Origin of the sequence: Paenibacillus sp. FSL F4-0125 (assembly GCF_038008565.1) — a bacterium.
Classification (GTDB): Bacteria; Bacillota; Bacilli; order Paenibacillales; family Paenibacillaceae; genus Paenibacillus_AQ.
In genome coordinates this window covers 2,093,043-2,108,558 of sequence record NZ_JBBOZJ010000001.1, presented here as the reverse complement: position 1 = coordinate 2,108,558, position 15,516 = coordinate 2,093,043, and the positions used below count along the sequence as shown (strand labels likewise).

At 44.9% G+C, this 15,516-nt stretch carries 11 protein-coding genes; 6 read left to right on the top strand and 5 right to left on the bottom strand.

Going from position 1 to position 15,516, the window contains the following annotated elements; all coding sequences use genetic code 11:
- Window positions 1-7 precede the first annotated feature (7 nt).
- The 3 genes from sufC to NST74_RS09015 all read right to left on the bottom strand — a co-directional run bounded on the left by sufC (window position 8) and on the right by NST74_RS09015 (window position 2,107).
- Entirely contained in the window at window positions 8-790 is a 783-nt protein-coding gene (gene sufC, locus NST74_RS09025) for a Fe-S cluster assembly ATPase SufC (protein WP_042125854.1), read from the bottom strand.
- A gap of 309 nt (window positions 791-1,099) precedes the next feature.
- On the bottom strand, window positions 1,100-1,561 hold the full coding sequence (locus NST74_RS09020; protein ID WP_042125852.1) for a Dps family protein: 462 nt from the start codon (window positions 1,559-1,561) through the stop codon (window positions 1,100-1,102).
- Between the two features lie 243 nt (window positions 1,562-1,804).
- Window positions 1,805-2,107 carry a YunC family protein gene (locus tag NST74_RS09015; RefSeq protein WP_341111609.1) on the bottom strand — a complete coding sequence of 101 codons (303 nt, stop codon included), beginning with the start codon at window positions 2,105-2,107 and terminating at the stop codon, window positions 1,805-1,807.
- Between the two features lie 216 nt (window positions 2,108-2,323).
- Between NST74_RS09015 and NST74_RS09010 the strand changes: the two genes are divergently transcribed.
- The gene (locus NST74_RS09010) at window positions 2,324-2,851 is read left to right on the top strand and encodes a hypothetical protein (RefSeq protein ID WP_341111608.1); all 528 of its coding nucleotides are present in this window, start codon (window positions 2,324-2,326) and stop codon (window positions 2,849-2,851) included.
- 167 nt (window positions 2,852-3,018) lie between these two features.
- Here the strand turns inward: NST74_RS09010 and NST74_RS09005 are convergent, their stop codons facing one another.
- The gene (locus NST74_RS09005; RefSeq protein WP_341111607.1) at window positions 3,019-3,402 is read right to left on the bottom strand and encodes a DUF423 domain-containing protein; all 384 of its coding nucleotides are present in this window, start codon (window positions 3,400-3,402) and stop codon (window positions 3,019-3,021) included.
- A gap of 168 nt (window positions 3,403-3,570) precedes the next feature.
- On the opposite strand from NST74_RS09005, the gene NST74_RS09000 reads away from it, so the two are divergent.
- Window positions 3,571-4,032, top strand: coding sequence for a hypothetical protein (locus NST74_RS09000; RefSeq protein WP_341111605.1), 462 nt, complete (start codon window positions 3,571-3,573; stop codon window positions 4,030-4,032).
- Between the two features lie 87 nt (window positions 4,033-4,119).
- Here NST74_RS09000 and NST74_RS08995 read toward each other — a convergent pair whose 3' ends face one another.
- The gene (locus tag NST74_RS08995; RefSeq protein ID WP_042132001.1) at window positions 4,120-4,587 is read right to left on the bottom strand and encodes a hypothetical protein; all 468 of its coding nucleotides are present in this window, start codon (window positions 4,585-4,587) and stop codon (window positions 4,120-4,122) included.
- Window positions 4,588-4,793: 206 nt separating this feature from the next.
- Here NST74_RS08995 and NST74_RS08990 point away from each other — a divergent pair, with 206 nt between their 5' ends.
- The 4 genes from NST74_RS08990 (at window position 4,794) to yhbH (ending at window position 15,254) form a co-directional block, all read left to right on the top strand.
- Window positions 4,794-5,438 (top strand): hypothetical protein, encoded by a 645-nt coding sequence (locus NST74_RS08990; RefSeq protein ID WP_341111602.1) that lies wholly within the window; start codon window positions 4,794-4,796, stop codon window positions 5,436-5,438.
- A gap of 121 nt (window positions 5,439-5,559) precedes the next feature.
- Window positions 5,560-12,297 carry a DUF7507 domain-containing protein gene (locus NST74_RS08985; RefSeq protein WP_341111601.1) on the top strand — a complete coding sequence of 2,246 codons (6,738 nt, stop codon included), beginning with the start codon at window positions 5,560-5,562 and terminating at the stop codon, window positions 12,295-12,297.
- Entirely contained in the window at window positions 12,294-13,979 is a 1,686-nt protein-coding gene (locus NST74_RS08980; RefSeq protein ID WP_341111600.1) for a hypothetical protein, read from the top strand. The genes NST74_RS08985 and NST74_RS08980 overlap by 4 nt, the downstream gene beginning before the upstream one ends.
- Window positions 13,980-14,090: 111 nt before the next feature.
- Entirely contained in the window at window positions 14,091-15,254 is a 1,164-nt protein-coding gene (yhbH, locus tag NST74_RS08975; protein WP_076121114.1) for a sporulation protein YhbH, read from the top strand.
- Window positions 15,255-15,516 lie beyond the last annotated feature (262 nt).

Genomic DNA, 15,516 nt, shown 5'->3' with positions numbered 1-15,516 from the left:
GCGTTTCTTACGCTTCTTGCCCTACTGTTTCGTCTTCAATTCCAAGTTCTTCTTTAATCCACTCATAGCCTTCAGCTTCCAGACGTTGTGCAAGCTCAGGACCGCCGGATTTCACAATTCTGCCCTGCATCATAACATGTACAAAGTCAGGTTTGATGTAGTTCAAGAGACGTTGATAGTGGGTAATAACTAGGAAGCCGCGATCTTCACTCCGCATGGAGTTTACGCCTTCAGCTACAATTTTCAAAGCATCAATATCAAGACCAGAGTCAATTTCGTCCAGAATCACGATTTTTGGATCTAGCATCATCATTTGAAGAATTTCGTTACGTTTCTTCTCACCACCGGAGAAACCTTCGTTCAGGTAACGGTGTAGAAACTCAGGATTCATGTCCAGTTCCTTCATCTTCGCTTCCATAAGACGGATAAAACGAATCAAAGAGATTTCGCTTCCCTCTTCACGACGGGCATTAATGGCAGAGCGCAAGAAATCGGAGTTCGTTACCCCGGAAATTTCACTCGGATACTGCATAGCAAGGAATAGACCTGCACGTGCGCGTTCATCAACCGCCATCTCCAGAAGGTCTTCACCTTCAAGTGTTGCCGTTCCTTCAGTTACTTCATATTTAGGGTGACCCATAAGAGCAGACGCCAAGGTACTTTTACCTGTACCGTTTGGTCCCATGATGGCGTGAATTTCGCCACCTTTCATCTGAAGGTTAATCCCCTTCAAAATCTCTTTTCCCTCAATCGTCGCTTTAAGTCCCTCAATGACAAAATCTGCTGCCATAATATTATTCCCTCCATTGATCGATTTGCGAAATCAAAAGTTGTATTGAAACAGGATGATCCTGATTCCCAGCACAATTAGATTCTATATCACATTATAATTATTATAAATTGAATCACAATGATTATCAATGATTCTCAACAATTTTATAACAAACCCTGTTTTTTTACAAATATCTCTTTTTATTTCCCCTATGATATACCGCATAATTCCGCTATTTTCAGCGCTAATCACCCATACAGATTTTTGAGCGGCCTAACGCAAAAAATAAGACCTCCCGCAGGAAGCCTTATTTCATCCGCTTTATCGTTAGCTAAGGTAAGAACGCAGCATCCATTGATGTTTCTCAAGATCACCACGAATTTTTATAAACATGTCAGATGTTGGCTGATCCTTAATTTCCTCGGCAAGCTCAATACCTTCTGTCAATTCTTCGGAAATGGTTGCGAAGTCTTCAATCAGTGACTGGACCATTCCCCGCGTATCCTCTTTTCCAGTAGCTTCTTGTATCGTTGCCAATTCCAAATATTCTTTCATCGTCGCAGCGGGACTTCCTTTGATGCTCAGCAAACGTTCTGCAACTTCATCCATTTGGAGGGTCACTTCATTATATAGATCCTCAAATTTCACGTGAAGTGAGAAGAATTGTTCTCCTTTTACGTACCAATGAAAATTATGAATTTTAACGTACAATACATTTAAGTTAGCAACCTGACGGTTCAAAATTTGTTCCAGTGAAGTTGTGTTTACTTTATTAGATGCTTTAGCCATGATATGATCCCATCCTTATCCTTTATATTTACCGGTCCACTTCATCTTTCGTCCGGCAGTAACTTGTCTATTCTTAATTTACCCCTTAGCATGTATGACGAAACAAGGAGAACCCTTCCATAAAACCTTCGGTTGAGATTATTAACACTAAAGACACTCCTGATTACGTTAAAATTCTAATCCTTGCAAAAAAACACAAGAGGCCCAAGGCCTCTTGTGTTTAGATTTCGTAAGATTGTTCAGTCAGACCATAAGAAGCAATGCATCCGCACCTGTCATGCCTGGTACGATACCTAAACGCTCCGCTTCTAAGGTTACAGACTCCAATGGGGCAGCTAACAGCTGTGACAGCGTTCGTACACCAACTGCCCGGGCTGCGATAATTTGCCGATCACTGAGCTTCTCATTGAGCAGGCCAACATCCAGCGCACCGCACATTATATAACCTCGGCTTGTGCTGATTGAGAGCAGCGTTGTTTTCGGAAGCTTAACCTCTACTCCGATCAGCGTATGTTCACCTACGGTAATAGGCTCCATGGTAACCAATAGCAGCACCTCCTTTATTAACGATCCACGTTGTATATGTATGCTCCATGCCCTGCTGATGTGCGGTTGGTAGTCCTAGGCTTTTCGTAAAAAAACACAGTACCTTGGTCCCATTTTCTCTAGTATCAGGTATATGATTATTACTTGTTTAATGTTATAGTTTATTTACATTCTTATAATTGTAAAGAAATGTTCAAACGAAAAGCTGGGGGATCTATGGACGAGAAACTACAACACACAGACGGCAACTATTTATTCAATGTCGACATCCTGATTAATGCCCGTACCAACCCGCTTGCATTGCAGTATCTGCTTGAAATGTTGAACAATAATGACAAAATCACTGATTTCAACATTAACTCCGGTCTTGAATTGGGGAGAACCATTGACAGCTTGCTTCGTTCTGCCAAAATAGCCTTGAATCAAAGTTCTGCTCCTCCCACTTCATTAAAGCTGCCACCAAAGACTTCTAAGAGACAGCTCGATAAACCGATAGATAAACAGGCAGATTTGCCTGCACAGCAGTCAGCTATTGAGACGCCAGCTGATGCATACGGGAAGATTCGGCAGTACATTCAGAACAACCAATTAGTACGTTTACGAGCGAATCGGTACGGGAAACAAGTGTCCATGCCCTGTCGGATTTTAAATTTTGATGAAGCAGCCAACTCTATTAGTGTCTATCACGTGGATGAGAAACAGGTATACCGCTTTAATCTAAATGAGATTGACGAATTTCTGTAAGCGCATGCCTTTTATGCAAATAAGCACCCATTCTCTTAGTGAGAATGGGTGCTTATTTGCAGTTATCAAAGAGGCAATAGCCCTAAAACGGAGCTGCTACCTCTTTGCACTTACTACGATCCCTTCATTTTACGCAATGCCCAAATCCTTCTAGTCATTCTTAACGTCTAGAGCGTAGTTTTACGGGAGAATGCCTCTATGGCTAGGAATAACCAACCCAAAATAAAGCATACGCCACCAATAGGTGTAATCGCTCCAAGCACTTTAATCCCGGAGATACTCAGAACATACAAGCTACCTGAGAACAAAATAGTTCCTGCTATTAACAGACGTCCTGCCCAGCGTAACCGGGTGCTTTCTCCCCATTGCCCTACAGCTAGCGCTATCAGGATTACTCCTAACGCATGTACCAAGTGATACTGTACACCTGTCTCATATACCTTCATATATTCTTCACTGATCACAGGTTTTAATAAATGAGCGCCAAAGGCACCTACTCCTACTGCCAGCATCGCTAGCAAAGCCCCCCAGGCCATAAGTTTCCGTTGCATCCGATACCAACTCCTTAATTTAGACTTTCTCTATCATAAACGATTACCGGTTGCTTTTTCCAGCAGCCATTTACGAATTAGCCACAATAAGGGGTTGCTTTTTTAGCATCTATATGAAAAAGTGGATATTAACAACATTTCATTCTTATCTCTCAAGGAGTGCAACCCATGGACCTTAATTCTCTCTCAAAATCTAATGTGCCTACAGCAGAGGTAGGAAATCCCCAACCTTATCCGAGTCAACCAGAAGTGGATTCTCAGTCTTCGTATCAAAAAGTAGATCGTGACTTACAACACTCTGGACCGGGTATTGCTTCTTTCATCATCAGCCTAGTGACCATTTTAGGTTATGCAGCTCTCTTTCTCTTCATTATTATGAAGGCTTCTTCAATGGTTAACGAGAACTCGAATCTACTAGCCGAATCATCGCAGTCCATTATGCTTCTCGGAATGACTGTTATTATTCTTTCAGCTCTAAATGTAATTGGTGTTGTCATCGGCATTATAGGACTCTCTATCCGGAAGCGGCGTAAGGTGTTTGGCGTTATAGGCACCCTCATCAACGGTGTGATTATCCTACTCTTTATGCTTCTTATTACTATTTTCTTAGTCAATGCTGGGACGCTATAACGTTCATTTCAAAATCAAAGATAAAAAGGCTGTTCCTGAAATCTATCAGGAACAGCCTTTTTGTTATTCACAAACAAATGAGTTCTTTTATTTTGCAAGTGACAGCTTTGAAAGCACACGTTGTTTAACTGTAGCATCGCCTTCGACTGCTTTTTCTACATATTCAAAAACTACGGAATCATCCGTATTCAGCTTTTCAAGTACGCTCTCCATTCCAGCTGTAATCTCAAAAGCCGTAGGACCTTCTTTAGTCTCAATCTCAACAGAATGACTATCTATTTGTCCGACGTAAACGCCTGTTCCTTTAAGCACTTTAGCTTCTGGATTTGCAGTTGGTTTTGGTGCTGGTGTGCTTGGATTCTCTGTTGGTGCAGTTGTACTCGTACTTTCTGTAGGTACAGGTGTGCTTGTGCTCTCCTCTGTTGGTACTGGAGAAGCTGTTGCAGTTGGTTCTGCAGATGGCTGTGCTGAATTATTAGTAGCACCGCAAGCGGTTAAGGCTAGTGTTAATGCTGCGATTGCAGCTATGGCGGGTAAGGTACGTTGTTTTTTCATGTTGACTGCCTCCTCTATGTTTAGCTGTTGTTTTCAAAGTCATTTTCCACAAGCCTACTCCTTTAAACGTTATCAACTCTGCTAAGGTTTCATAATACGTTAATTATTAATAACTTCCATTGTTTAATAGGCATCCGCCGGATGCAGGCTGAAGCGGGGTTAATACAATAGTGTTGAGCCTGATTTATCCCTAAGGAGTGGTAACCTTGAGAATCGATATCGGCTGCGGATCCAGTAAAGAAGCAGGTTATCTCGGGATCGATCGTATCGCGGGTCCCGATGTGGATATTGTCTGTGACATTAGCCAAGGCATCCCTTTGCCGGACAATATCGCCGAGTTTGTAATGGCTAGTCGTGTATTACCCTATATGGAGGATTTATACGCGGTTATGTCGGAAATTCACAGAATTAGCATCCACAAAGCCATTGTTTGTATTCTGGCTCCTTATGCCCACAGCTTTGCCCATATGTCCAATCCTGCCTTCAAGCAGAAGTTTGATGAATATACTCCGCGTTATTTTACAGGGTCTTTTTTTCAGCCCCCATCCGGTCCAGTATGCCCAGAAATTCCAGACTATCCCATACCCGTGCCACCGTTTGATTACCGGTTGCTACGGATGGAGCTATTCTATCAATATCCATATGAAAGCCCTCTTTACGAAACAGAAGAACTAGAAATATTAAAGACGCTTCAAGCCAATGTTGTGCATGAAATCATGTACCATTTCACCGTAATCAAAGAAGATATTTCCATTCATGAGCTGGAATTGATGAGTAGAGGGCATTATGCTGAACCCCGTGTTCTTACGAAACGCAGGTTAAAATCACACGTTAGACAAAATTTCCTATAGTATATTGATGGGACATACAATTATACCCGATTTACGTCATAGGCTAACATACAGGTATTAACTGTGCCGTCCTGAATATGGGGCGGTTCACTTTTTTAAAAGCAAATTAACCTCGAAGGAGGTGAGAATCATTCCACTAGTCGTACGGGCAACGATCAATGCGACCGGTGCTATCACATTTACAGGCAACACACTTGGACTTAGTCGCTCTGATACAGTCGGAGTGCCAGGGACACTGGACAGCATCGGCGGTTTTACCACTGTTAACACTTCATCCGTATTTGGCACCTATCCTAATGGAACTACTAGTCTTTATACAAGCAACAGTTCATCAGCCATACTAGTCCTACCGTCAGGTAGCACTGTACTATATGCAGAGCTCATTTGGGGCGGTACCTATATTAATGGAACGGTGAATCTCAGTGCGGCTATAAACAACCCAGTCTCTTTGATTACTCCAGCCGGAAGTACATTCAGCATAACTCCTGATGCAACTACTAGTAATACTGTTGATTTGGGAGGTGGTGCTTCCGCATATGTACGTTCTGCCAATGTCACCAGTATTATTTCGCAAGGCGGCGCGGGAACCTACACCACGGGCGGTGTAGTTGGCACGATCGTTATTCCTAGTGATTCCACAGCTAACCATGCGGGCTGGACACTCGGTGTAATCTATCAAAATACATCCTTACCCTTCCGTAATATGTCCTTACGGGCAGGTGCAATACTTGTACAGGCAACTTCAGCACCCGTCTCTACGACAATAACAGGCTTTGCAACTCCAATTACAGGCGCACTTGGAGGTAGGGCCCTATTTAGCGCGCAGGAAGGTGATGCGAATCGTTCGGGAGACCAGGCATTGTTCGGTCCTACCTCAGCTACGCTCGTAGCTTTATCAGGACCCAATAACTTTGCCAACAACTTCTTCGCTTCACAGATCAACAATGATCTAGGTGTTCTAGATACCACAGGTACCTTTGGCAATCGCAATCAAACAAATGGAAACCCGGGCACCAATATCATCGGAGGTCGACAAGGTTGGGATATTACAAATGTTGACGTGTCGGCCAGACTTGCAAATAACCAGTCCTCAGCTATCTTACAATTAACTACCTCTGGTGATGCGTATGTGCTCAATGGAAATGCCATACAAGTCGATATTAATGCACCCAAAATAAACGTTACTAAAAGTGCCAACGTGTCCGGACCTATTGTCGGGGATACGGTAACTTACACTGTAATTGTCAGTAATACTGGTACAGCGAGTGCGGCTAGCGTCGTTTTATCAGATGCGCTGCCAGCAGGATCAACCTTTGTCACCGGAAGCGTTGTAGTAGCCGGCGTCGCAAGGCCCACCTTTGACATTACAGCAGGAATCTCTTTGGGGTCATTGGCTTTGAGCACTTCAATAACAGTTACATATCAAGCCAAAGTCACTTCTTTACCACCAAGTCCGCAAAATATCGCTAATACCGCTAATGCTGCCTTTACGTTTCAAAGTGTAGCCGGAGGCCCTATCATGACAGGGGTCATCCCATCCAATACAGTAACTTTACCCGTATATTCACCCATCCTTAATATTATAAAATCCGCCAATACTACAAATGCGACCGTTGGAAATCAAATCACCTATACGCTTCAAATCTCTAACACCGGAAATATCGGTGCGCTAACAACACTTACAGATAATATTCCTACAGGAAGCTCTTATGTTGCGGGGAGCTTTACCGTCAATGGATCACCTGTCGCTGGAAATCCTGCTACAGGAATTGCTATCGGGACGATCGCTGCTGGAGGCAGCTCTACTGTTCAATTCCGTGTATTAGTGAACAGCCTTCCGTCTCCGCCACAGCTGGTCGACCAAGCAAGTGCTGCTTATACCTTTCAGGTACCAGATGGGCGAATTATAGCTGGATCAGCCACATCCAATACATTGTCTATTCCAGTTAGACTCCCCAATGTTGCCGTGGTCAAAAGCGCAGGATTTGCTGATGTCGCTGTTGGCGACACACTCCTTTATACTTCCGTAATCACCAACAACGGGATCGAAGCAGTTAATAACGTTATCCTTACAGATACCATTCCCACAGGGACTTCACTGGTTTCAGGAAGTGTTACAGTTGCGGGGACGTCACAACCCTCTGCAAATCCAGGTACAGGTATTACTGTTGGTTCAATCGGTGCAGGAAGTTCAGTTACCGTCACCTTTCAGGTCAATGTCATCTCATTACCTAGTCCAGCACAGCTATTAAACAAGTCTACAGCGTCCTACAGTTCAGGAGCCTTTACTGGTATTTCGCTGTCCAACACGACTACGACTCCGGTATATCAACCCATCATTCAAATTGTTAAAAGCTCGAACACCGCTAGCGCAACAGTAGGCGGCAATATTCTTTATACATTAAATGTTCAGAACTCCGGAAATATTGGGGCTGTTGTAACCTTAACCGACAATATTCCCTCAGGGGCTGTCTTTGTATCGGGTAGTGTAACTGTAAACGGAGTCGCACGACCTACAGATTCTCCTCTTACAGGTATTAATCTAGGTACAGTAGCCTTAGGAACTGTTCTGCCGGTAACATTTCTGGTCACTGTCCAATCTCTGCCTTCACCACCTGTTCTGAACAATCTAGCCAGTAGCAGTTACACCTACCAATTACCAAGCGGTAGATCCTTATCCGGAACTAGCCAATCAAACACCGTCAGCATCCCTGTCTCTGCTCCAAACGTTACGCTAAGTAAAACCGCAAGCGTTGCAGATGTCGCTGTCGGAGAGAATCTGACATACACAATCATAGTGTCCAACACAAGTAGCGTAGCTGTGAATAACGTCGTAGTCTCTGACCCTATTCCTACTGGAGGCACTTTTGTAGCAGGCAGCGTTATTGTTGGCGGTTCATCTGTACCAGCCGCTAATCCAGGTACAGGAATATCTATCGGTAGTATTCTGGCAGGCAGCTCTACAGCCGTTTCTTTTAGAGTGAACGTATCTTCTTTACCAAATCCAGCGCAATTTTCAAATAGAGCCAGCGCCTCTTTCACATCCGGCGCCTTCACCGGTTCCTCACTCTCGAACACGGTAGTAACACCTGTTTATCAACCGATCATTAATATGGTCAAAAGTGCGAATACAGCTCAGGCATCCGTTGGAGGAACTTTGTCTTACTCGATCCTCATTAGCAATACAGGGAATATTGCAACTACGCTATTATTGACTGATACGCTTCCACCCCAAGCTGTATTTAACGCTAATAGTGTAATCATAGGCGGAACACCTTTACCCGGATACAATCCAGGAACAGGAATTCCTATAGGCCCATTGGCACCAGGTGACAGTGTATCCGTGAGCTTTCTAGTCACGATAACAGCGTTACCTCCTTCACAGATGTTGCTAAACTCCGCTTCAGCAACGTATAGCTTCACCCTCCCTGATGGGCGTCAACTCGGAGGAAATGTATTGTCGAATACACTCTCTGTCCCTGTTTCCGCCCCTAACGTCAGTGTCGTTAAAAGCGTGAATGCTGCTACCGCCGTTACAGGCGATATCCTTACATTCACCTCTGTATTGACAAACAACAGCATTGCTACAGTAAGCAACATCATTCTCAGCGATCCTCTGCCTGAGAATGTAGTTTTTATTCCCGGAACCGTAATTGTAGGTGGCATTACCCAGCCACTAACAGTTCCGTCCGCCGGTATTCCAATCGGTAGTCTGGGTCCAGGAGCCACAGCTACCGTAACATTCGAGGTGAGGATAACAATGCCGATACCATCACAGATTAATAATCAGTCATCCGTCAGTTTTACATCCGGTGTATTCTCCGGTTCTTCTTCATCTAATATTACTAGCACACCCGTCATTCAGCCCCAAATCTCCTTAGTCAAAAGTGCCGTAGATGGCGACGGTGATTTCGATGCTCTGGTTGTAGGTGATACGGTCATCTACACGGTGGTTGTAAGTAATACAGGTAATCTTGCTGCAAATGTAACCTTAACCGATAACATTCCAACTGGTACTGTCTTCAATCCTAACAGTGTTATTGTAGGGGGCATGCCGCAACCAGGTGCAGCACCCAATACCGGCATCGCTGTAGGAAGTGTCGCACCGGGAACCAGTGTCCCTGTCAGCTTCTCTGTTAACATCGTTTCCCTGCCATCACCACAACAAATCAGTAATCAAGCTTCTGCAAGCTTTACCTTTACCCCACCTGACGGTAGACCTTTAAGTGGAACTGCTGTATCTAATACAGTCACACTGCAAGTCTCAGCTCCTAATATCGTCGTTGTCAAAAGCTCAAGCTCGACTTCCGTAGCGATCGGAGATACGGTCACTTATAACGTAAATATTACAAATAACGGCTTAGAAGCTGTTAATAGCGTATTACTTAATGATCCAACACCAGCAGGTGCTGCTTTTGTAACGGGTAGCGTATCCGTGAACGGAGTGCCTTTCCCAAACCTGAGCCCTTCTTCCGGAATTTCTATTGGTAGCTTGGGACCTGGAGCGTCAGCGCTGGTTGCATACAGCGTTACTGTCACTTCTGTTCCTCCCACAGCTACACTCATCAATAAAGCATCTGTAACCTTTACATCAGGTGTTTTTTCCGGTTCGACTTTTTCCAATACCGTTACCATCCCTGTGTACCAGCCGAACATCTCTGTTGTCAAAACAGCGAGTACGAATAACGCCACTACAGGTGACGCTGTCAGCTACACCCTGACCGTGAGTAACACGGGGAATTATCCCGCAAGTTTGGTAGTGACAGATAACATTCCAGCCGGCACTACCTTCGTTCCGAATAGTGTGCTCATTAATGGACTCCCCTTAGCGCAAGCAGATCCTTCTACGGGTATTCCAGCTGGAGTTATTGCACCCGGTGCTACAACTGCAATAATATTCACCGTTGATATCACTTCACTCCCCACTCCTCAGCAGCTGGTCAATCAGGGTACAGTAGCGTATAGCTTCACTTTGCCTGACGGCCGCACACTTGGTGGGTTAATCCTATCTAATACAATTACCATCCCCGTCTCTTCACCAAATCTAGCTGTAGTAAAATCTACACCTACCACATCAACTACTGTAGGAGACACAATTACCTATACGGTTACGATTACCAATAACGGAATTGAAGCGGTGAATAATGCCGTCTTCACGGATGCACTCCCTGCAGGTACTACATTTGTATCAGGAAGTGTGCTAGTAGATGGAGTGCCTCGTACGGGGGTTAGCCCTTCCACAGGGGTAACTTTGGGCAGTATAGCACCAGGCGTAACCATAACTGTAGCCTTCACAGTGAATACAGTCTCATTGCCACCTTCAGGCCTGCTAAATAACCAATCAACAGTTAGTTTCACCTCAGGGGTACTCTCTAATGTAGCTTTTTCTAATATTGTATCAACACCTATTTACTTACCGATTCTAGCCGCAGCAAAAAGCTCAAATTCAGTTCATGCGACCGTCGGTGATACCATTACCTACACAATTAACGTAACCAATACAGGTAATTACGGGGCTTTGGCTACGCTGAGTGATACCATTCCTTCTGGGACGACATTTGTGCCTAACAGCGTACTTATTCAAGGCGCCCCAGCTCCGGGAGCGGATCCTGCAGCTGGCATACCACTCGGCGTGATATCCGCAGGTGCAACACTTTCTGTCATGTTCTCAGTACTCATTACAACACTGCCGGCAAGCCAGCAGCTAATTAACCAAGCATCTGTTGCCTTAGCTTACACCTTACCTGATGGCCGGACATTTAACAGCTCGATCAATTCCAACACGTCGACGATTTCAGTATCCTCACCGAATGTTATTGTAACTAAGTCATCACCAGCTACAGATGCCGTTATAGGCGATACTATTATCTACAACCTGACAGTTACCAATAGTGGAATAGCCAATATCAGCAATGTAAACATCAGTGATCCCATACCGGCGGGCTCTTCGTTTGTCGCTGGCAGTGTGCTCGTTGATGGTATCCCACATCTTAATGCCAACCCTGCGAATGGTATCACATTGGGCACAATTGCACCGGGCGTTACGGTCAATATCTCGTTTAGCACTATCGTCAATGTACTGCCTAATCCAGCAACGCTAACCGATCAAGCATCCGTCAGCTTCACATCTGGAGCCTTCTCGGGATCCTCCTTCTCTAATACGCTTGTTATTCCGGTATATCAGCCTATCATCGTTGTTGTCAAAAGCGCGGATAGGACTGCAGCAACTGTCGGAGATACGATTACTTACTCCCTAAATGTAACGAACACCGGTAATCTCATTGCAAATGTAGTTATAACTGATACGATTCCTAACGGAGCTATCTTTGTTCCAAACAGCGTGCTAGTTAACGGAGTGCCACAACCTGGCTCTGACCCTTCTGCTGGATTAAGTATTGGCGCAGTTGCTCCGGGAAGCACGGTAACAGTGACCATAACCCTTCAGGTTACTGTAGCCTCTCTCCCGTCACCGCAGCAATTAGTCAATCAAGCTTCATCAACTTTCTCATTCACACCACCAGATGGTCGTCTGCTCACCGGAACTTCACTTTCAAACGTCCTTATTATCCCTGTCTCTTCTCCGGATGTCAGTGTCGTTAAGAGCACGACCTCTGTGGATGCCGTTGTCGGCGATATCATCACCTATACGATTGTTGTCACCAACTTGGGGATTTCACCAGTCAATAACGTCATCATGATTGACCCTATCCCAGCAGGCAGCCAGTTTGTAACCGGCAGCATCACTGTAGACGGAACCCCACGACCTAATGGCAGCCCGGCTTCCGGTATTGCCATCGGAACGATTGCTGCTGGTGCTTCTTCAACCATCACCTTCCAGGTTCAGGTAGTAGCGTTATGATTCCCGGCTCACGTACCCAGCCTGTCGTAACCAATCAATCCATGGTACTCTTCAACTCGGCAGCGGGTGTTGACGGCATTGTCTATTCCAATACCGTTAACACCCCGGTCGTGGGCCCGGTACTTTCATTGCTGAAGAGTACAGATAAACTCCATGCCTCATTAGGTGACACCCTTGTGTATACCATTACAGCTTCTAATAATGGAAACACAGAAGCTGCGCTAACGGTGTATGACATTCTGCCAGAGGGTGTTTCCTTTATTTCCAACAGTGTGCTAAGAGACGGTGTGCCTCTCCCAGGGGCTACACCGTCTTCGGGCATAACGCTAGGTTCTATTGCTCCGCAGAGTCAAGTGAGCATCGCCTTTCAAGTCGTCATCATTTCATTGCCCTCTTCGTTAATGCTGCAAAATAAAGCGCTAGGCCGCTTTTCTTTTACTACACCGGAGGGAAGAATCATTAATGGAGATTTATATTCTAATTCCTTACTAGTTTCTTTACGTTCGTACCAGCTCTCTACTTCGTTGTCTGCAAGCACTCCAACTTCTTTTATAGGAGATGTTGTTACCTATTCATTGCGGCTCACGAACGAAGGCAACAGCCTATTAAACCAAATCACCACTACGATTTCTATCCCAAACGGAGCCATATTCATTCCAGGGAGTGTCATTGCAGGTGGAATCTATTATCCAGAATCAGATCCAACACAAGGAATAGTAATCGGTCAACTGGATAAAGACTTAAGCATTGACATTACCTTTCGCGTCCGAGTTACAGAGATCCCTCCATCCTTGGACCTGACAAATCGTGCATTGGTCACTTATTCCGTCGATGAGGATCCAAATACGACCGAGAGTAACTCTGTGGTTGTCTCCCTTGTTCTGGCAGGTGTCAGTATTAGCAAAAGAGTAGATCATGTTACAGCTGCTCCAGGTGACAACCTAAGATATGAGCTAACGGTAACCAACAGCGGAACCTTGGCCGTAAATGCGATCCTAACGGATGCTATCCCTTCTGGTACTCTTTTTGTATGGGATAGCGTTCTTTTAAATGGAGTGATGCTAAAAGGAGCCCGTCCAGCAGATGGCATTCAGCTTGGTACATTAAGAGGCGGAACTTCTACGGTCGTGGTCTTTCAAGTGAGCATACCTGCAGCTATAAATATTCATGCCATTGCAGCTGTACAAAACCATGGCAGTGTTCAATATACCTTTGTGCTCCCGGACGGACGAACAGTAAGACAAACCTCCCGCTCCAATACTGTTACCACCTTAATAGTCACACCTGTCATTTCTCTCGAAACACATGCAAAGCCTACCCTTCTGGAAGCAGGAGAACACGTCCAGTTCTGGATCTCCCTAACGAATAGTGGAAATTGGCCAGCTGAAGTATCCCTTAATCGGCTGACGCCAGAGGAATGTCTTTTGGATCCTAGCAGCATTGTGATTGACGGAATTCCACATCCCCAATCATCATTTAATGGCACTTTGTCGCTAGGGACAGTCAAAGCTGCTGCTACTGTAAACATCCATTATTTTGTCAGGGTAAATGAACATGTTCTGGGTCGTTTCCTTAAAGGCTTAGTAACCGCTCAATATTTCTTCAATCTGGATGGACGTGAATACACTGGCGAGAGCCAGTCGAACAGTTATACATTGACCGTGGAAGAGATCAGTGAATAAGAAATCACATATCCCCCATCCCCATGAATATACTTTAGTTACACCCCAAGAAGTTCAAACTTTGCATAAGTTCCTTCAATCAACATTTATATTCCATGGGAGGTGGTCATCCTGTCGCAATCATCTGGTCCCTTTTCCTTTGTCGTCTCAAAAGAAGACTGGTCCCTTCACCGCAAAGGCCATCAGGATCAGGAACGTCATCAGCAGAAGGTCAGAGAAGCTATCAAGGATAATTTGCCGGATCTCGTGACCGAAGAAAATATTATTTTGTCAGGCGGTAAGCAGATTGTAAAGGTTCCGATCCGCAGCCTGGATGAGTATCGAATCATCTATAACTTTCGTAAGCAAAAGCATGTAGGACAGGGCGACGGGGAAAGTCAGGTCGGTGATGTCCTTGGGCGCGATTCACAATCGGCACAGCCCGGTAAAGGGGAAAAAGCAGGCGACCAACCCGGTCAAGATACTGTGGAAGCAGAGGTCAATCTGGAGGATCTGGAGGACATCTTGTTTCAAGATATGGAGCTGCCTCATCTGAAGCCAAAGAATAAGGAAGAGATCGAGGTTAAATCTATCATCTTCAACGATATCCGTAAAAAAGGTATGATGTCTAACATCGATAAGAAACGTACCCTTCTGGAGAATCTGCGGCGTAATGCAAGCAGGGGTAATCCTGGAATACACAGCATAAGTCCTGATGATCTGCGGTACAAAACATGGGATGACATTAGAACGCCTCACTCGAATGCGGTCATTATTGCGATGATGGATACGTCAGGTTCGATGGGTTCTTTTGAAAAATATTGCGCCCGCAGCTTCTTTTTCTGGATGACCCGCTTTCTGCGCCGCCAGTATGAAAAGGTGGAGATTGTCTTCCTTGCCCACCACACGGAGGCTAAAGAGGTCAGCGAACATGATTTCTTCACTCGTGGTGAGAGTGGGGGAACCATCTGTTCCTCAGCTTATCAAAAAGCGATTGAGATTATCGATAGCCGATACCCGCCAGCGCAGTACAACATTTATCCGTTTCATTTCTCTGATGGCGATAACCTTACTTCTGATAACGAACGTTGTGTGAAGCTAATTGGAGAACTGCTTAAACGGAGCAATATGTTCGGCTACGGCGAAGTAAATCAGTACAACCGCAGCAGCACATTAATGTCTGCTTATCGTCATCTGAAGCACGAACAGTTCATGCATTATGTCATCAAAGACAAAAAAGAAGTGTACCAGGCGCTAAAAACCTTCTTCAGTCAAAAGGGTGTTGTTAATTCATAACTCCTTCACTCAAAAACGCGGATGTCCCATCAGCCATTTTATGGTTTTTGGACACCCGTGTTTTTTGGCGTTTCTCTCCCTTGAACAAAACACCAAAAATTAACCTCTTTCTATGCAATAGCACTGGAGTCCGAAACCACATAAAAGGCGATTCATCGCTAAAAAGCGTCTTCTGGATCCGAAAATATCAGGAGATGAGCTAGAAATTGCGTTTAGGCAACTGAAGAGTAAGCAATGTTTCGAACGCTTTGTGTTTCGCATT